Genomic DNA, 20,210 nt, shown 5'->3' with positions numbered 1-20,210 from the left:
TTGGTTTTATATGGTGTTAAGCTAAGAAAAAATAATCAAAAAAAAGCCGCCCTTTCCTACATCGCATCAAAAAGTGTTTTTCCTTTCGAATACCTGTAGTAAAGGGCAGCTCCTTCGGTTAAAATGATGTCTCTAATTGTTACTCAACACCATACTGTTGTTTATACGATTTTTCTAAATCGGTCACTTGCTGTAGCAATTGTTTTTCCGAGGTAGAGGCCAAGATACTCTTATAGGCACCCAAAGCACGTAATGCTGTACCTATATTTGAATATTCCAGCTCAGGCTTCGTTTGTGCAATATCCTGATACCAACGCATGTTTTGGGTCATAAACTTCAGATTACGGTTTACGATTTCATTTGCACGCTTCGTTTCACCAGTTTCATACAACACATTGACAATTGGAATATAGCCTAAAATATCACGCATCAAATAAACACGTTTTGGCATTTTCTCAAAGGTTTCAACAGCGACTTTACGCGCCTCATCCTTATGACCTTCCATCATCAACTGTGTCGCTGTACCGCCCATTACCGTATTTGTAATCATGGTAATCATGCGGTAAGATTCAGGATCCAGGTAAGAAGCATGTGCCATATTACCCCATTGGTATTTCGTAGTAATGTCTTTATAAGCAGACTGTGTATCAACCAATGTACCTTCCGCCCCGGCAGGAGTTGCAATCGGCATTAAACGCAGTGCAAAGCCCTCTTGGACCAGATATTTATCTAAACCAAGGTAGTTATCATTTGGAACTGTTGCCGCAAAATAAATTGGACGTTTCCAATCGTTATTCAACAATACGTTTAAGATTGATAATTCTGCCCTAGAGATATAATTTCTATTGTAGGTCCAGCTCATGGTATCGACAATAGATTCTTGCCAAGCTTTAGGAACGACATTATTTTTCAGAACAGATTCTTTATTCACCGGAAGGCTAAAGTTTTTGGTTGGCAAGAAGTTTTCAAACTTACCACCTCTCAATTCCAATTTGTTCTTCTGGTCGTCAGACAATAAAATCTGCATGATCAAATCCAGATCCACATGTCCGGGAACCTTCATATCCTGATAATAAAGCACTTCTCGAACGCCTTTTTTGAATTTTTCGTCATCGATATTGATCGGTAAACCTTCGGCCTGATTCACTTTTTGCTTCATCTGGCGCATATACCAGTCCGAACTCAATAAACTTAAGTTCACCACGCGTACATCTGGACGATAATTTTCAACTTCCTGTACATACCACAAAGGATAGGTATCATTATCGCCGTAAGTAAATAAAATCGCATTCGGTGCACAAGATGCTAAATAGTTTTTCGCTAAATCACGTGCAGTTGTTTTCTCCGAACGATCGTGATCATCCCAGTTTTGGAAGCCCAGCAATACCGGAGCACCCAATAAACAAGCAACTGTAGCAGCACCGGCCGCTACTTTACCATCCACTTTTTTGCTTAAATAATCCGCGATAGCGAAAACCCCAAGCCCGATCCAGATGGCAAAGGCATAAAAAGAACCTGCATACGCATAGTCACGTTCCCGCGGTTGAAGCGGACTTTGATTTAAATATAAAACAATTGCTAATCCTGTAAAGAAAAACAACAACCCCACAATTCCCGCATCACGTTGTCTCTTTCCAAAATGCCAAAAGGCACCGATTAGACCGATGATCAAAGGCAAGAAATAATATTTGTTATTCGAAGGATCAGTCTTCAATGAATCTGGAATGGCATTTTGTCCACCGACATGCATTTGGTCTACAGGTTTAGCACCTGAAATCCAATTACCTTCTGTGAATGATCCTTGACCTTGTTGGTCATTCTGACGGCCTGCAAAATTCCATAAGAAATAACGTCCGTACATGTGTCCAATCTGATAACTGAAAAAGAATTTCAGGTTATCGCCAAAAGTCGGCGACTGTCCTTCCGGGATTTTTAAGTAATCACGATAATATTCAATATGTCCCTGATCTCGTGAACTGTAGACACGCGGAAAAAACATGGTTTTATCGTATTTATAATCCATGCCGTTCTCCACTTTTGTATACTTGTCCTTGTCTTTTCTGTACGTATACGTCGGCTCGGCATCAACTACCTGCGCATCAAATGTAGGTCCGTTTAAAAGAGGCTCACTTGCATATTGCTCACGACCAAGATAACTTACAAAAGAAAATGCATTATCTGGATCACTGTTATTTAACGTCGGATTTGCTTTTGCACGTACCATAATCATGGCAAAAGAGCTATAACCAAAAATGATAAATGCTGCACTGATCAAGATCAGATTTAGCATCGGTTTGACCTTTTTGATTGAATACCAGATACCATATACGAAAAGAGCCACCGCTAAAATCATGAATAAGTTAAATCCAGTACCGAAGCCCATTCCCAGACTATTCACAAAGAACAGGTCAAAATAGGCTGCCGCTTTAACGGTGTATTGAATGATACCCCATAAAATGAGCGCCAAAACAACGACACCGATCAAGAAAGCTTTGATGGCTCCTGATGACGTGACTGTTTTCGAACGTTTAAAATAGATCACCAAAGCTATTGCCGGGATCACCAAAAGGTTCAATAAGTGAACACCTATAGAAAGCCCCATCACGTAAGCGATAAAGATCAACCAACGATCTGAACCAGCTTCATCGGCGTGGTTTTCCCATTTTAGAATTCCCCAAAATACAACCGCCGTACATAAAGAAGACATGGCATATACTTCGGACTCTACCGCTGAGAACCAAAAGGTATCCGTAAATGCATAAGCCAATGCACCAACAGCGCCCGAGCCGAATATTTTGATTAAATCGGTTGATGTATATGATCCATCAACACCCTTTACAACGATTTTCTTTGCTAAAGCTGTAATTGTCCAAAATAAAAACAAAATGGTCAGACCACTACATACCGCCGATCCTACATTCATCCAGAACGCAATTCGTGTAACATCTCCACCGGCAAGGTTTGAGAATATATTTTGAATCATTAAGAATAAAGGTGCTCCTGGCTGGTGCACAATTTGAAGTTTAAAGGCTGAAGCGATAAACTCGCCACAGTCCCACCAGCTCGTCGATCGTTCGGCAGTCATGACATACGCTAATGTTGCTATTAGCGCACATATCCATCCTAAAAGATTGTTGATTTTAGTATAGTTCATAAAATGATAACTGTAAAAAGTATTATAATACGGCTCGAAAATAAGGATAAGTTAATAAGAAATGAACTTTATTCTGATTTTTTAACACATATTAATTGAAAAAATTTCATTACGCGATCTAATATTGGCGACAAAGAAAGCACGTCCAAGTATACTTGTACACTTTACAACGTGTTGATGGGATCTCCTTACCGAAAAAAAAGGTTAGCACACTGAATTTTCAGGAGCAAACAAAAATTATTTCTTTGAAAATCAGCCCTAATACACTTTTGAGTTCATTTTTATTTGCAGAAATAAGAATAGTCCGTATATTTGCATCATCAAATGTGAACGACATCATCACGATAGCAATCACTTTTGAATTGTTTGTCCGATAGTATAAGGGTAGTACAACAGTTTTTGGTTCTGTTTGTCTTGGTTCGAATCCAGGTCGGACAACAAACAATAGAAAAGGCTTGCAAATGCAAGCCTTTTCTGCGTTATATGCAAGGCTTATTATTTATAAAAGGGTTTAGATTTTTTTAAATTTACATTTTGATTTTTAAAACAAATCTCTATCTTTGCGTCGTCAAAAAGAGAAAAGCGGAAACGTTGACTTTTTAGAGACATTGTCCGATAGTATAAGGGTAGTACGACAGTTTTTGGTTCTGTTTGTCTTGGTTCGAATCCAGGTCGGACAACTTTTAAAGTTAAGGTATATGGATTGTGAAAACAATCCATTTTTTTTAATGTTTAACTTTAAAAAACAGTAAGGGAATAAAAATATTGAATAAACGACAATACAATAACCCAACATAAATATACAAAACCATGCCTTTGCAATTCAACACGGTTAAACTATTTGCAGGTTCTGGCACTACAGAACTAGCCGAAAAAATCGCACAATCTTACGGGAAACCACTAGGAGACAAAACATTATCGCGTTTTAGCGACGGTGAGATTCAACCATTCTACAATGAATCAGTTCGCGGAAGTGATGTATTCATCATCCAATCTACCAACCAACCTACCGACAATCTTTTTGAATTATTATTGATGACAGATGCAGCGAAGAGAGCTTCAGCGCATTATATCACAGCGGTAGTCCCTTACTTTGGTTTCGCAAGACAAGATCGAAAAGACAAACCAAGAGTTGCTATTGGCGCAAAAATGATCGCCAATCTGTTGACTGCAGCTGGTATCCACCGTATCATGACAATGGACCTACACGCAGCACAAATCCAAGGTTTTTTCGATATCCCTGTTGACCATTTGGATGGTTCTATCATTTTTGTCCCTTACATCAAATCGTTAAAACTTCCGAACCTAACGATTGCTTCCCCAGATATGGGTGGCTCATACAGAGCGCGTACCTTTGCTAAATTTTTCAATGCAGAAGTTATTATCTGTGACAAACGTCGTAAACGTGCAAACGAAATCGAATCGATGTCTATCATCGGTGACGTAACAGGTCAGGACGTTGTTTTGATCGATGACATCTGTGATACTGCTGGTACACTTTCAAAAGCAGCAGCACTTATCATGGAAAATGGTGCAAAATCCGTAAGAGCCGTTTGTACACATGCAGTGTTATCCGGAAAGGCATATGAAACAATTGAAAACTCGGTATTGTCAGAAATGATCGTAACAGATACCATTCAATTGGATCCAGAAAAAGCAAAACAATCGACTAAAATTAAAGTATTATCAACGGCTGATTTATTTGCAAAAGCAATCACCAGTGTAAATCAACACTCTTCAATCTCTGATTTATTTGAAGTAGAATAATCTTTGCGTTTTAGATCCTAGATATTGGACCTTGGTACAGAAAGCATTCAGCTCAGTGGCCAAGGTCTTTTTTTTTATAGCTTTTTTATCTCGTACACAAGTTAACAATTGATTTATCTCAATTCCTATATTAGCAGGGGATTTAAAGGGGGATTACAAGGGGATAACAGGGAAATAACAGGGGGTNNACCCCCTGTTATTTCCCTGTTAAACGAGCTCTATACCGGTTTTAATATAAGGGTTGATATTAATTTGATCATATATTAGGCTAAACCAAGTAGCGTTGAATAGGTCTGTTCATAGACATGGAAAGATTAAGGACCTTGAATAAGTGCCTGTTCTCGAACCAATAACAATCGTATTTTTTTGATAATATCAGAAATTAGATTATCTTTGCACCTCAAATTTATAAAAAATTAAAAGATGAAATCAATTGCTATTAGCGGTTCTGTAAGACAGAACGTAGGGAAAAGAGATGCAAAAGAATTGCGTTACCAAGGTTTAGTACCAGCAGTACTTTACGGTGGTACAGAGCAAACAGCTCTTTCTGTATCCGCAGCTGATTTGAAACCAGTTCTTTACACTGCAGACGTAATCATTGTTGAATTAAACATTGACGGTCAAACTAAAAGAGCTATCGTTCAAGACGCACAATTCCACCCATTAACTGATTTAGTTACACACGTTGACTTTTTAGAATTATTTGATGATAAAGAAGTATCATTGAATATCCCTATCAAATTAACAGGAACTTCTCCAGGTGTTAAAATGGGGGGTAAATTAGTTCAAAAATTACGTAATTTACGCGTAAAAGCATTACCAGCAAACTTGCCACAAGAAATTGCCGTACCAATGGAATCTTTAGAAGTTGGTAAATCAGTTCGTGTAGGTCAAATTCAATTGGAAAACGCAAAAGTATTGAACAATGCTGATGATACAATCGTATCAGTAATCATGTCTCGTGCATTGCGTCAAGCTGAACAAGAAGCTGCTAAAGCATCTAAAGGTGGTAAAAAATAATCTGAGCAAGATTTTAAAATACTACAGAAAGCACCGAAATTCGGTGCTTTTTTTGTTTATTAAATTTCTATTTTTGCAGCATGAATTATCTTATCGTTGGATTAGGCAACATTGGCAGTGAATATGCCGATACACGACATAATATTGGTTTTATGGTTGCCGACGAGCTGGTTAAACAGGCTGGCGCCAGTTTCTCCTTGCTCAAGTTGGCCTACTATAGCGAATTTAAGCAACGGGGGCACAATGTTACTGTGATTAAACCTACAACTTACATGAACCTAAGTGGCAAGGCCGTCAACTACTACATGCAACAATGCAAAGTTCCAATTCAGAATGTATTGGTGATTGTAGATGATCTGGCCATTCCATTTGGCTCGCTACGCATGAAACCCAAAGGAAGCAGCGCCGGTCATAACGGACTTAAATCCATAGAACAGCTTTGTGGCGGACAGGTTTATCCGCGCTTACGTTTCGGTATTGGCGATAATTACCCAAAAGGTAGACAAGTCGATTATGTACTAGGTCCTTTTGACAAAGAGGAACAAGCTGAACTACCGGCTTTAATTGACCATTCTGTTAAAATGATCCAGAGTTTTATCAATATCGGCATCGAGCTGACGATGACAAATCTGAATACAAAATAAGTCAGAAAAAGCCGAATATATCGGCTTTTTCCTGTGTAACTCTTGTGCTTTTATTGTATCGACCTTGTCTATTTCTTAATCGCTTCACCTTGTTCCTTCCCCAACTCAGTCTTAATTACTTTTCTCACTTTTCCCGATAGACGGTCCTTTACATCAGAAGATATTTCAGGGTGTTCCTTTACATAAGACTTGGTGTTCACAATGATGACGCCATTATCCGCCTGATCACCATATAGTGCAGTAGCATTTTGATCTTTTAAGATCGTAATGTTATCAATTGTATTCGGATCCAAATCTTTGATTTTTTTGTCTGCGGCAATTTCTCCGTCGACAACAAATAGTGGATTGCCCTTAGCTCCATGAACTCTGCGAAATTTAATATTACGGGCAGCGACTTTTCCAGATCCATCATCTGTCAATCGGATGATATTTCCAGGGATTCCCTGCGCTCGGCCCTTGAGCTCGGGTTCGTTCGCATCTTCTTTTTTATAACCCATTACAACAACTTCCGAGAGGTTTCCATTCACCTTCATCTTGTCAACGTTACCTGCATCTTCTTTTTTATCATAAGTAAAAGTAAGGGTCTGATTTGTGATCTTTGGTGAACCATTTTTCTTCAACTTAACAAGAATAACTCCGTTCTTCCCTTTTTCACCATATATTGATGCAGCATTATTTTTAATCACATCAATCGATTGGATTTCCGTCCCCGGAATGGCAGACATAATGGTTGAATTAACTTCCTTTCCTTCCACAATATAAAGCGGTTCACTTCTAGGGTCTGCATTGGCACGAACCTCTATCCCAATAGTATTTCCTTTCAATCTAGTCGCGTCTTTACCAATATGAGCTCCTTCTTTCAATTCCACTTCAAGGATGCCATCTTTCCCAACATCTTCACCATACTTATCAATAGCAGCCTTACCCTGTAATACCGAGACTGACGCTATAGCATTTGGATCGATATCATCTACAGTAAACGTTTTTTCCTGCACAATACCATTCATAACACAGCGCAATTTCTTTTGCGCTATATCCGAATGTTGTTGCATCTCGACAGTATTGGCCAAAACTGCTCCGCCAGCAATATCAATTGAAGACTTCGTCCGATACTTGATCAGATCACTATCATTCGAAAACCAGTACTTTGCCAGTTTTCCTTCAGGAATAGCCAAAAACTCTGCTTTAGAGACCAATTTATTATCCACAAAATACTTTTGATCTTTAGAGAAATCAATAGCGGATCTCTTGATTTCCGTAAAATCTTTTGTCTCCACTTGATGTGCTTTAGCCAAAGTATCCGTTAACGAAGTAGCCTTCATATTTGATTGATCTGTCTGAGATCTTAAATCAACTGTTGGCAACGGAATAGGTAATACAGTTTCATTTGCCTTCTCAACGACCCCCTCAATACTACCCTCCGCTTTACTTACTGTAAATGCTGCTCCCGTCAACAAAAATATGGGTAAAAGAAAGGCGTATTTACTAAGCTCTATTTTCGATGATCGCTTCTTGTTCATCATCATAATACGACGTTTTAAAAGTTTAAAATTAAATTGATTGCTCAATCCTACTGAAGTGCCCTTTTTGGACACATTCAATAGGCTGTATTGGTACGTCTGCTTGTCAATTCCTTTATCGAGAACCTGTTGATCAGTCAAGAACTCCAAATTTTGGCGAATGGCCCTGCGCATGAGCCAGACGAAAGGATTGTACCAACAACACACCAATATCATTTCAAACAATAAAATATCCAAACTGTGAAGGCCTTTCACATGAATATCCTCATGCTTAAAAATATCTTTTAGCTCAGCATCCAGATGCTGGTCTTTGTTGACATAGATTTTATTCAAAAACGAAAACGGAACAATAGGAATCAGTACATTCCGAAATAGATACGTCCGCCATTGATCGGACCTCGAATTCAGATGAATTCGCAATAAACTCAATAATTGAAATACAAATTTTAATAACAATAAAACAGCACCGGCCATAAATACGATTTCCACCAACCTCCCTAATGTCAGCTGCTGTTGAACCTCCGGTTCCATCATATAAAGCGAAATTTGCTCGCCTACGACCCCCATATTCAATCCGCGCTGTACAAACAAAGACTTTAAATCCAAAAATGGATACAGGAAAGCAAATAGCCCCCCTACTAAGAAGTAGGCTCTATTTAAAAAATAGAACGTCAAGCCTTTCAACAGTCCAATATATCCCAGATAGATAATACCCAACAACAGATTGACTTGTATAATATAGGTTAGTAGACTTTCCATGCGATTAAGATTTATTATGCTTAATCATGTCCATAATCTCCTTTAACTCATCGGCGGTCAGTTTTTCTTCCTGTACAAAAAAGGAAACCATTTCCTTATAGGAATTTTTGAAATAATCGCCCACAAAGGAATTCATAAACTTAGCCTTATAATCTTCCTCACTCACCATCGGCTCATAGCGTTTGGCATTGGCGTAGCGTACTGCCTTCACAAAAGCCTTGCGCTCCAGATTCTTTACTGTCGAAGCCAAAGTCGTATAAGGCATCTTCTCACCTTTTACATTATCCAAGATCTCTTTTATAAAACCTCCATTGAGGCTCCAAATCGATTGCATTGCCTGCTCTTCCTGTGCTGTTAATTTTTCCATATCTTTATCTTCCTTTTTCTAATCTACTACTAATCTACGAATAATTCGTAAATACAAAAAATATTTTTTATTGCCTTTGTGATCTTCACGCAAATAGGACTTTGTAACCCCTTAAAAAAAAGAAATAGCTCATTTCCTGCGCATTTAAACTCAAATCCGACGAATATAAGTTAGCTGGCAAAAAATTTGTTATACGTTTATTTTAATTCTAAATTCATTCATAAGTCGCTTCATCAATGGAAAGAACAGGATATTCACTGTGTAAAATTGATAGCAATCAGTCGCACCGTTCACTCCAAAAGGAGATGGTTTAACACAAATACAAGAAAGATAAATGGCTAAAAATATCAAAGCGATCAAATGTCCGCATTGTGGCAGTATAAAAATTACCACATTACGCCCCGATTATTACAAATGCGACAGCTGTGGAACTGAATTTTTTCTGGATAGTGATGATATCAATATCAATTACAACTATAACTACCCACGCAACAACCAAGATCAATATAAAGCCATACGGATTGTATTATTTGCTGTTGTGGGCTTTATTGCGCTGATGTTTGTCATTGGAGCCCTAAGTGCTCTATTTTCCAAAAAGCCAGCGCCTAATTATTCAACTTACAGCACTTCCAATACAGCAGAGAAAAAAGAAGAAGCCCAACCGCTGGAATGGAATTACGCAAGCAACACGCTATTTTTGGATAAAGATAATACGCCACATATCGTCGTCGTCGGTAATGTCGGAACCTTCAGGGGTCGAATGAACGAAGGCAAGGACAATAAGGTTTATATTGGGCTCTTCGACCCAAAAACTGGTAAGAAAGAATGGGTTAAGACTTTGATGGAAACTCCCGTCGAACTGTCGAGCAGCGACGTCAAACTTCAGGTATTTGAAGATCAGCATCTTTATATCATCGTCAAATCCAAATATATTTATCAGCTGGACAGAAATACACTCACTTATAAAAGTGTCCTAGAGAACTATGTAAAAGATGCTCCATCTTTAAGCACAGGCATCGCTAAAGTTGAATTTAAATACGAAGACTATGGCTCTGCCTATCAGATTGTCAACAATGAAGGACAAAACCTAGCTTATTACCCCTTAATTAACAAATCTATTCCCGATAAACAACTGTACGATGAAAGAAGGAAAAAGCTGCCCAACCCAACAACAAAAACGGAATTCACCTTTTCAAGTAAATCAAGTTATTACCCAGAAGAAAAAATTCAGTTAATCCAGTACAGCTACCAATATCAATATGGATTTCCCAAAGATAGCCCACGCTTTTCCTGGGATAAGGATTACGGCGGATCAGGTATTTTTACCGACCGCGATCCATACAAAAAGGTCTTGATAAATCCATGGCAATTTAAAGGAGCCCGTCTGATCAGTTTCAAAGACTTTACACCGGGCAGACTTTACTTCCAGCCCGTAGTGGTTGCTCAAAATGACAAAATACTTCTCATTGCGTATAAACCGACACCTGCTGAGGACGACCCCTTACAGATCCAGTTGCTGGATATAACAACGGAGGCCATACAAAAAACGATCAGCACAGACCTAAAGTCCATTTATGGAAATGGATGCCTGTTAAAGGATGGTTTTATTGTAAAAGACGGTAGCAACTATTATTATTTTGATAATAATGGCAAACAAATCAACAAGTTTGAAGGGTATAACCCCAAATTCGACACACTAAATTAAACACTATGGGACTATTTAATCTTTTTAACAACCAGCTTTCTGAGGTCATTGAGTGGAAAAACCAGGATCCCCGAATATTATGGTATAAATTTCCATCTGAAAGGAATGAGATCAAAAATTCCAGTAAGCTGATCCTTGCTCCAGGGCAGGGCTGCATCCTCGTCTACGAAGGAAAAGGTGAAAACTTGCTGACCGAGGCAGGCACATACAATCTGAAAACGGACAACCATCCATTCTTTACTACTTTAGCACGTTTGCGGCAAAACTTTGAATCAGAACATAAGCTCTACATTTACTTTTTCCGTACAGCCGCTATCGTCAATCAATCTTGGGGAACGGGAACACCTATTAAATATATCGACCCCCATTACAATTTACCGATAGAAATTGGCTTGAATGGTACATTCTCTTACCTCATCAAGGAACCGGTACATTTCTATAAAAACATTGTGGCGAATCAAAATACGGTTAGCACAGCTGATATTCAAGACATCATCAATAATCGGATCCCCCAACAAATTATTGCGCAGATTGCACAAAAGAAACTGGGTTACAATGAGATTGACAGTCAACTGGGATTACTTTCCAACGACATCAAGACCGCGGTTACACAAGACTTTAATGATCTTGGCCTCGACATTACGGATTTCAAAATCCTAGGAACTCAATTTGATGCCAATACACAACGAAGAATTGGAGAAATCGCCGATTTAAGCACACAAAATCAAGCAGCGCTACAGGCAGGTCTGAGCTATGTTGAATTAGAAAAATTACGGGCACTACGCGACGCAGCTAAAAATGAAGGCGGAATTGCAGGTGTAGGTGCACAACTGGGAGTCGGTATGGAACTCGGAAAGCAATTCGACCTTCAAAAAGAGGAGATCAAAGATCATATTCAGCAAGAGGGTGACTTTGTCGAGAAACTCCAAAAGCTGCAGCTGCTGCTTCGTGAGAATATCATTACCCAAGAAGAATTCGACACATTAAAAAAACAGATTCTCAATAAAATCTAGTGTATTACGGGAGATTCAACCTTAAAAGTGATAGCTATCCCATGAGACCTTTTAAAATGTAAATCGGTACGATTCAGCTCAATATACTGAGGTCAATCCATTCACAACCCATAAATTAATTCAGCTATGAAATATATATTCGGCATATTATTCACACTGGTGATCCTTTTCGTTGCCACCTATTTCCTTTTGGGACTTTGGGGCATTAAGCTATTGGAGGCGGAAAACTTCAGCAAAATATTGTGGACTACAGGAATTTTGACACTAACGTCCATTATTCTGGTTTGTTTTGTCATACTACCTTTTTTCGGATCGGGCAAACACGGCAACTACCAAGACAAAGGAAAGGTTGCGCAACGAAAAATAGATTGATATTTTTGCAGAATAAGATAATGTTAAATTTGAATAAATTATTTGCTTATTTAAGTAAATAATTCGTGAATATTATCCAAAATGACGCAGTCATGTCATTTTAATTCCAAAAGAACTTTCAATTTTAAATATCAAATAGTTAAATTTGTGAGATTAGCATAACAAATCAGATATAAGATATATATAAACATGTCAGATAAAGCATCTATAAATTTAGACGGCACTTCGTATGACCTTCCGGTCATTGTCGGTACTGAAAATGAAAAAGCAGTTGATATTTCGAAATTAAGAGAACTAAGCGGATTTATTACGTTAGACCCAGGATACAAAAATACAGGTGCAACGAAAAGTGCGATTACTTTCCTTGACGGTGAAAAAGGCATATTGAGATATAGAGGATATCCAATTGAACAATTGGCAGAGAAATCGACTTTCTTGGAAGTTGCTTATTTGTTGATTTATGGAGAACTTCCCAAAAAAGAGGTATTGGAAAAATTCAGAGCTGACATCAAAAAGCAAATGATGATTCACGAAGACATGAAAAACTTCTTCGCTGGATTCCCATCCAAATCTCACCCAATGGGCCAACTTTCGTGTTTAGTAGGCGCATTATCGGCATTTTACCCAGAATCTTTAAATCCTAACTTAACTGACGAAGAAGAGGATCAAACGATCATCAATCTTTTGGCAAAAATGCCAACGATCGTTTCCTGGATTCAAAAGAAATCATTGGGTCATCCTGTCGTTTATCCAAAAAACAACCTTGGTTACATTGACAACTTCCTAAACATGCTGTTTGGAGAAGTGAATGATGAAAAAACATTCGATCCTGTGGTGATTGACGCCATGCACAAATTGTTGATTTTACATGCTGATCATGAGCAAAACTGTTCAACATCTACTGTTCGCATCGTTGGTTCATCCAATGCAAACCTTTATGCATCTGTTGCATCGGGTATCAATGCATTATGGGGACCATTACATGGTGGTGCAAACCAAGCTGTAATCGAGATGTTGGAGGCCATTAAAAATGATGGTGGTGACGCTGAAAAATATCTTGCTAAAGCAAAAGACAAAAACGACCCTTTCCGTCTGATGGGATTCGGTCACCGTGTTTACAAAAACTTCGACCCTCGTGCTAAGATCATCAAAAAAGCATGTGATGACATCTTGGAAAAATTAGGCGTTCAAGATCCGGTATTGGATATCGCTAAAAGACTCGAAGAAGCAGCATTGAATGACCAATACTTCATCGACAGAAAACTTTATCCGAATGTTGACTTCTATTCAGGTATCATCTACCGCGCATTAGGTTTCAAAGCAGATATGTTTACCGTATTATTTGCTTTAGGCCGTCTACCAGGATGGATTGCACAATGGAAAGAAATGCGTGAAAACAAAGAGCCTATCGGTCGTCCTAGACAAGTATACGTTGGCCACACAGAACGCGACTACGTTGAATTTTCAAATCGCTAATCCGATTTCGATTTATATCCTTAAAAAGCATCCCTCGGGGATGCTTTTTTTATTTCTACCCCAACCAACATGGAGAACTTTACAGCTGTCCGAAACCACCCACTCGAACACTATAGGATGCACCGTCGTTACGTTATTGTCACGATAATCTACTTGTTAAGTATATTTTAATTTTTCCTTATCTAAATTCCCTGTTTTTCGTTAAGTTTGCGTATTCATTGGTCTCTTATTAAAAATCATTATAAATAAGACTTGTTAGAAACAATACTACATATCTTGGTTCCCATTGCTATTTTCACTTTTATAGCAGCCTTTACCTTATTTGCAGTATATGCCGAGCGTAAGATCGCGGGATTTGTACAAGATCGTCTAGGACCGATGGAAACAGGAAAGTATGGCAGTCTCCAAACGATTGCCGACATTCTCAAATTATTACAAAAAGAATTAATCACCCCCTCATCGGCCGATAAAATACTCTTTAGAGTTGCTCCTATCGTTATTTTCGTTGCTGTATTTACAGGTTTTGCCGTTATTCCCTGGGCCAAAGATTTTATCCCTGCGGATACACATACAGGCTTGTTCTTTATTATGGCCATCATCTCCATTGATGCTTTGGGCATTTTAATGGCAGGTTGGGGATCTAACAACAAATATTCTTTATTGGGTTCCATGCGTGCCATTGCACAGATGGTATCCTATGAAATACCGGTAGGCCTTTCGCTGATTGCTGTAGTGATGCTAACCCAGACCCTAAATTTGAATGAAATTGCTATTGGACAAGGAATTCTAACTCATGGAAGCATTAAATTCTTTGGTTTTTGGGAAGTCAATGAGATCGGAGGCCTTTTCGCCTGGAACATCTTTCAGGCCCCACATTTGATTATTACCTACATCATATTCTTTATTGCTACCCTTGCCGAGTGTAATCGTGCACCCTTTGATATCCCGGAAGCCGAATCTGAATTAGTTGGTGGTTTCCATACAGAATATGGGGGCATACAATTTGCCTTTATCTTTTTGGCAGAGTATGCCATGATGTTTTTGGTATCGATGTTGGGAGTTGTTCTCTTCTTAGGCGCTTGGAATACACCATTACCAAACATAGGTGCAATACGCTTGGCCGATTGGACCACAGGTTTAGTGTGGGGAATATTTTGGACATTAGCCAAATCATTATTTATTGTTGGTATCCAAATGTGGATTCGATGGACATTACCACGGTTACGTGCAGACCAGCTGATGAGTTTATGTTGGAAAGTATTGACACCGCTGGCTTTTCTTTCTATGGCCATCTCTGCAATTTGGCGAATTTTAGTTATAGCATAGGATATGATATTTAAAACAGCTTCGCATGCATTTCGTACGGCAATCAAGGGTTTATCTTTGACTGTTAAGCACTTGTTTGGTGCCCGACGTTCGCGAACAGAATTGAATATCAAGAAAGACAATTACTTTGATCAACAAGAAGGTATTGTCACCGTACAATACCCGTGTGAAAAAATGCCAATCCCCGAAGTTGCCCGCTATCAATTGCAAGTCGATATCGAGGACTGTATTGTATGTGATCTATGCGCAAAGGCTTGTCCTGTCGACTGCATCGAAATCGAAGCTATCAAATCACCGGAAGCGATTGGAAAAACTTCCGATGGCAGCGTTAAAAGACTATATCCGGCCAAATTCAATATTGATATGGCCAAATGTATGTACTGTGGCCTTTGTACTGTGGTATGTCCGACGGAATGTATTACCATGACCAATGAATATGACCGCAGTTCTCAAAAACTGACCGATCTTATCTATGGTTTTTCAGATATGACCGATAGTGAGGTCGCACAGCGCAAAGTAGAGTGGACCAAGTTTCAAGCTGAAAAGGAGGCAGCAAAGCAAAAATAAAAGATGGAAAGTATTTTATTCTACGCCTTTGCTACCCTAGCAATCGGTTCAGCACTTTTACTGGTCAATCTTAAAAATATCGCGCGTGCATTGTTCCTGTTTTTTATTGTGTTATTTGCTATGGCAGTTCTCTACTTATTTGCTTTAGCCGATTTTGTAGCTATCACGCAAATTATGGTGTATGTCGGAGGCGTGCTCATATTGATGTTATTTGCCTTTATGCTCTCCAACAAAGAACTCCTGAAAGACCTTCAGGATAGCAGCGGTTCATTCTTAACCATGCCTAAGTGGCAGACGGTTCCCATCGTACTTGGCTTTCTATTGCTTATGCTATACGGCATTGTTGAATGGCAACAAGCACCATCTGCGTGGATTTTACAAGCTAGGGAAAATAACACCGAGATTGTCGCAACAGATAATAACATTCATCAGATTGGTTTACGTTTTATGACCTTTTACGTTTTACAATTTGAAATTATATCCGTGTTTTTGATGATGGCCTTGATCGGAGCCTCACATCTATCGAGAAAGGAGCGTACAATATGATTACGCTGACGCATTTTTTAGTTGTCAGTGCCTGCATCTTTTGCATTGGCCTCTATACCGTTCTTTCCAAGAAAAATGCGATCATGATTCTGGTGGGTATTGAATTGATGATCAATGCCGCCATCCTGAACTTTGTTGCTTTTGGAAAATACGACAAGGTCAGTTATGGTGGGCAAATTTTCGCATTATTTGCCATTGTTCTCGCAGCGGCTGCAGTCGCTGTTGGATTGGCTATTGTATTAAATGTCTATCGGCATTACAAAACCATTAATCCGGATGAGATAAACCAATTAAAAGACAAATAAGCATTGGATCAATTTGTTCACATATCGCCCCTTCTGACCGCACTGTTTACCTTGGCAGCGCCATTTGTGGCATTCCTATATCAAGCAATAGCAGGCAAACGCGATCAGTCGGGCCTAGTTTCTCTCACGGCTATTATCCTCAGTTTTATCGCTGGTGGATTGACCTGGTTCTCTATATGGAATAATCCGGCAGTATCAATGCAAGTAAGCTGGTTCACTATTGGTGAAACAGCATTTAAAGTTGGTATCCTGCTGAACAATTTGAGCACGTTGATGCTTTTTTTGGTACCGACCATTGCCCTACCCGTACATATATACTCCAGAGCCTATATGCATGGCGATTCAGGTATTCACCGCTATTGGATGTATCTCAGCTTATTCTGTTTTGCGATGTTGGGATTGGTTATTATGGACAGCCTCCTATTGATGTATGTTTTTTGGGAATTAGTCGGTTTTGCATCGTATCTCCTCATCGGCTTCTGGTTCACACGTGAAACAGCTGTACAAGCCAATAAAAAAGCATTTTTGGTCAATCGCATCGGCGACCTCGGTTTTCTAATTGGGCTTGCGATCCTATTTACACAGTTCAAAACCCTCAATTTAATCGATCTCTTTGGAGACAATGGCTTAATTTATCAATCCACAATCGCCCAAGGATTATGGATATCTCCAGTCAATAGCTTACCTCAGATTTGGCTTACCATTGCAGGATTAGCCTTTTTCTTGGCAGCGATGGCTAAATCTGCACAATTTCCATTACATGTATGGCTTCCTGACGCCATGGAAGGTCCTACATCCGTATCCTCATTGATTCACGCCGCGACCATGGTTGCTGCAGGTGTATTCCTTTTGGCTACTGTATTTCCATTATTTAATGAATCTGCCTTATTATTTATTGCCATCATCGGTACAATAACCGCTGCTTTGGCCGCATACTTCGCGCTTGGCCAATACGACATCAAACGTATTCTTGCTTTTTCGACCATATCGCAGCTTGGTTTTATGATGGTTGGCATTGGCATTGGAACATGGGATGCTGCTTTATTTCATCTGACTACGCATGCCTTCTTTAAGTGCCTGTTGTTTCTTTCTGCAGGAGCTGTCATTCATGAAATGGCCCATCTCAAAGCACATAGCCAATTGGACTTTGATCCGCAGGATTTACGGAATATGGGCGGGCTACGTCAATATTTGCCAAAAACCTTCGTGCTGATGTGTATAGCTTCGCTAGCACTTGCAGGATTCCCTTTGACTTCAGGTTATCTATCCAAAGACAGTATCGTCATCTCTTCCTTTGAATGGGCTCTTTCAAAAGGTAACTTATACCTTATCATCCCCGCGATTTTAATTCTAGTAAGTATTTTAACGGCTTTCTACATCGGTCGTCTGCTCTTTAAAGCCTTTTTTGGAGAGTTCAGACTGTTGAAACAGCTTCAGGGCAAACTACTGGATCATCCACTACATGAAGCCCCAAAGACCATGTTGATCCCCATGTTTGTTTTGGGACTATTCTGCTTATTTCCACTGTTTTCTTTCAATCCGTTTTCGTATCACGATTCCTGGTTGATGGACGGCCTTTTATTGGATGAATATGCTTTTGCACCAAGCCATAGTGCACACCTTATTATCCCTGCAATACTGCTCCTTGGTTCGGTTATTGGCTGGATCATCGGCTGGAAATGGTATGTACAAAATAAATACCCTTTGAACTCAGCTAGCCAGGCATTAAAAGCCGCTTTCAACCAGGGGTATATCAATGAATTTTACCAAGCAGTCTTTGTGAATGGCACATTAAAATTAGCGCAGTTCTGTTATTGGTTTGATCGTCACATCGTTGACGCTTTCGTTTCTTTGATTCAGTTTATCGTCTTATCCCTCTCACAGCTAAGTGTGTGGATAGATAAATATATTGTAGATGGTTTTGTTAATACGGTTGCTACTGTAGCCTATTGGACAGGCAATCAAGTTCGCCTGGTCCAAAACGGAAAGATACAGACAGCATTGTATTCCGTCTTTTTATTAGTTTTACTTGGTTTAATTTATCTTATATTCTTTTAGGAAATGCCTATTCTATCCTTATTGATATTTTTACCGCTATTGGCTACGGCGCTCATTCTCGCCTTACCAACACGCTATAAATCGAGTTACAAATATATTGCTTTAGCATTCACAGCAATACAGTTTGTACTGGCCGGAATATGTTATGCACAATTTGATGCAAGCAAAACAGGAGTCCAAGATCTGGCGGGCTATCAATTTGTTGAACAGCTTTCCTGGATCCGATTAGATTTAGGATCAATAGGGAAATTAGAGATTGATTATCTTATTGGTATTGACGGAATCTCCATGCCCTTGTTATTGCTGAGTGCATTCGTTATGCTGATGGCTATAGGTGCCTCCTGGAATATTCAGAAAAGTCCAAAGGGATACTTTGCCTTGCTCATGGTGCTTAATATGGCTGTTATGGGGATTTTCTGCGCATTGGATTTCTTCCTATTCTATTTGTTTTATGAAGTCATGTTACTGCCACTCTACTTCTTGATCGGTATCTGGGGTGGCGCAAGACGCGAATATGCAGCTATAAAATTCTTTTTATATACCCTATTCGGGTCTGTATTTATGTTGTTGATTATCGTCGGATTGTATTTTTCAGTAATCAACCCCTTGACTGGAGCACATACCTTCAACATGATCTATATGATGAATCCACAGAATTATCTTGAGGGTTCTATTTTCGGCTGGGAAGGTTATCAGGAGATTTTGGGCATTTCCGCTCGTCTGGTCGGTTTCATTGTGCTCTTTTTTGCCTTTGCTATTAAAGTACCCATTGTTCCGCTACATACTTGGCTACCGGATGCGCACGTTGAAGCGCCAACACCAGTATCTATTATTCTTGCCGGTATTCTCCTGAAAATTGGTGGTTACGGTATCATCCGTATCTGTTACAGCATCTTTCCCGATATGGCAGCCTTATCCAATTGGTGGCTTGGGTTAATCGGTGTTGTTTCCATTATTTATGGTGCTTTGAATGCCCTATCGCAAAAAGACTTGAAACGAATGATTGCTTATTCATCGGTTTCACATATGGGTTTTGTGCTGCTTGGTGTTGCATCGCTGACTGCAGAAAGTATTTCTGGCGCCATGTTTCAGATGATTTCGCATGGATTTTTATCCGCGGCACTCTTTTTCCTTGTTGGTGTGGTCTATGACCGTGTACACGACAGAAATATCTATAGTTTCCGTGGCTTAGCTCAGATTATGCCCAAATACACAGGTTATGTCGCTGTCGCATTTTTTGCTTCCCTAGGCCTTCCCGGCTTTTCAGCCTTTATTGGCGAAGCCTTTGTCATTATCGGTTCCTTCAATGCCGCGAGTATAGGAACTGGATTACCGCGCTGGATGGCACTGGCGGGATCCATAGGTATCCTATTAAGTGCAGCCTATTTACTTTGGACACTGCAACGCATGTTCTTTGGACAAATTCGCTTAAAAGGCGGAGACTCCTGGAGTAATGCTCTGACAGACTTAAATATACGCGAACAAGTGATCTTATTTCCTACCCTAGCGCTCGCGCTATTACTTGGAATTATGCCGGCATTGGTATTTAACAACCTAAACGCCAGTGTTCTGAATCTCGTGAGTTTTATCCAACAATTTATCTAATTCAGC

16 protein-coding genes are annotated in these 20,210 nt (G+C 39.4%); 13 read left to right on the top strand and 3 right to left on the bottom strand.

All coding sequences use genetic code 11. The annotated features are described in order from the left end of the window. Nucleotides 1-139: 139 nt before the first annotated feature. A complete protein-coding gene (locus B2O97_RS17850) occupies nucleotides 140-3,154 on the bottom strand; it encodes a DUF2723 domain-containing protein (protein WP_112374862.1) in 3,015 nt (1,004 codons plus the stop codon). An 810-nt stretch (nucleotides 3,155-3,964) separates the two neighbouring features. On the opposite strand from B2O97_RS17850, the gene B2O97_RS17845 reads away from it, so the two are divergent. From B2O97_RS17845 to pth, 3 genes are all read left to right on the top strand, one after another. Further along, on the top strand, nucleotides 3,965-4,921 hold the full coding sequence (locus tag B2O97_RS17845) for a ribose-phosphate pyrophosphokinase (RefSeq protein WP_046672755.1): 957 nt from the start codon (nucleotides 3,965-3,967) through the stop codon (nucleotides 4,919-4,921). Between the two features lie 423 nt (nucleotides 4,922-5,344). Next, nucleotides 5,345-5,941, top strand: coding sequence for a 50S ribosomal protein L25/general stress protein Ctc (locus tag B2O97_RS17840; RefSeq protein ID WP_046672756.1), 597 nt, complete (start codon nucleotides 5,345-5,347; stop codon nucleotides 5,939-5,941). 80 nt (nucleotides 5,942-6,021) lie between these two features. Beyond that, a complete protein-coding gene (pth, locus tag B2O97_RS17835) occupies nucleotides 6,022-6,585 on the top strand; it encodes an aminoacyl-tRNA hydrolase (protein WP_070561240.1) in 564 nt (187 codons plus the stop codon). Between the two features lie 68 nt (nucleotides 6,586-6,653). Here the strand turns inward: pth and B2O97_RS17830 are convergent, their stop codons facing one another. Both B2O97_RS17830 and B2O97_RS17825 read right to left on the bottom strand, forming a co-directional pair. After that, nucleotides 6,654-8,864, bottom strand: coding sequence for a M56 family metallopeptidase (locus tag B2O97_RS17830; RefSeq protein WP_201640102.1), 2,211 nt, complete (start codon nucleotides 8,862-8,864; stop codon nucleotides 6,654-6,656). Between the two features lie 4 nt (nucleotides 8,865-8,868). After that, the gene (locus tag B2O97_RS17825) at nucleotides 8,869-9,231 is read right to left on the bottom strand and encodes a BlaI/MecI/CopY family transcriptional regulator (RefSeq protein ID WP_046672759.1); all 363 of its coding nucleotides are present in this window, start codon (nucleotides 9,229-9,231) and stop codon (nucleotides 8,869-8,871) included. A 334-nt stretch (nucleotides 9,232-9,565) separates the two neighbouring features. Here B2O97_RS17825 and B2O97_RS17820 point away from each other — a divergent pair, with 334 nt between their 5' ends. From B2O97_RS17820 to B2O97_RS17775, 10 genes are all read left to right on the top strand, one after another. Continuing rightward, nucleotides 9,566-10,936, top strand: coding sequence for a hypothetical protein (locus B2O97_RS17820; protein ID WP_286767794.1), 1,371 nt, complete (start codon nucleotides 9,566-9,568; stop codon nucleotides 10,934-10,936). 5 nt (nucleotides 10,937-10,941) lie between these two features. Continuing rightward, on the top strand, nucleotides 10,942-11,949 hold the full coding sequence (locus B2O97_RS17815) for an SPFH domain-containing protein (RefSeq protein WP_070561243.1): 1,008 nt from the start codon (nucleotides 10,942-10,944) through the stop codon (nucleotides 11,947-11,949). 126 nt (nucleotides 11,950-12,075) lie between these two features. After that, nucleotides 12,076-12,321 carry a hypothetical protein gene (locus B2O97_RS17810; protein WP_070561244.1) on the top strand — a complete coding sequence of 82 codons (246 nt, stop codon included), beginning with the start codon at nucleotides 12,076-12,078 and terminating at the stop codon, nucleotides 12,319-12,321. 189 nt (nucleotides 12,322-12,510) lie between these two features. After that, nucleotides 12,511-13,797: a citrate synthase gene (locus B2O97_RS17805; protein ID WP_286767793.1), complete on the top strand. Its 1,287-nt coding sequence runs from the start codon at nucleotides 12,511-12,513 to the stop codon at nucleotides 13,795-13,797. A gap of 252 nt (nucleotides 13,798-14,049) precedes the next feature. Beyond that, entirely contained in the window at nucleotides 14,050-15,123 is a 1,074-nt protein-coding gene (nuoH, locus tag B2O97_RS17800; RefSeq protein ID WP_159333415.1) for an NADH-quinone oxidoreductase subunit NuoH, read from the top strand. Nucleotides 15,124-15,126: 3 nt separating this feature from the next. Further along, entirely contained in the window at nucleotides 15,127-15,690 is a 564-nt protein-coding gene (locus B2O97_RS17795; protein WP_286767792.1) for a 4Fe-4S binding protein, read from the top strand. 3 nt (nucleotides 15,691-15,693) lie between these two features. Continuing rightward, complete coding sequence (locus tag B2O97_RS17790) at nucleotides 15,694-16,236, top strand: NADH-quinone oxidoreductase subunit J (protein WP_159333417.1); 543 nt, start codon at nucleotides 15,694-15,696, stop codon at nucleotides 16,234-16,236. Then, nucleotides 16,233-16,541 carry an NADH-quinone oxidoreductase subunit NuoK gene (nuoK, locus tag B2O97_RS17785; RefSeq protein ID WP_046672767.1) on the top strand — a complete coding sequence of 103 codons (309 nt, stop codon included), beginning with the start codon at nucleotides 16,233-16,235 and terminating at the stop codon, nucleotides 16,539-16,541. The genes B2O97_RS17790 and nuoK overlap by 4 nt, the downstream gene beginning before the upstream one ends. 3 nt (nucleotides 16,542-16,544) lie before the next feature. Beyond that, entirely contained in the window at nucleotides 16,545-18,599 is a 2,055-nt protein-coding gene (locus tag B2O97_RS17780; protein ID WP_159333418.1) for an NADH-quinone oxidoreductase subunit L, read from the top strand. 3 nt (nucleotides 18,600-18,602) lie between these two features. Next, on the top strand, nucleotides 18,603-20,204 hold the full coding sequence (locus B2O97_RS17775) for a complex I subunit 4 family protein (RefSeq protein WP_159333419.1): 1,602 nt from the start codon (nucleotides 18,603-18,605) through the stop codon (nucleotides 20,202-20,204). The last annotated feature ends 6 nt before the right edge of the window (nucleotides 20,205-20,210 follow it).

This window comes from Sphingobacterium sp. UBA865 (assembly GCF_002295765.1).
Classification (GTDB): domain Bacteria; phylum Bacteroidota; class Bacteroidia; order Sphingobacteriales; family Sphingobacteriaceae; genus Sphingobacterium; species Sphingobacterium multivorum.
The sequence above is the reverse complement of the archived record's forward strand: the minus strand, read 5'-3'. Positions and strand labels throughout refer to the sequence as shown.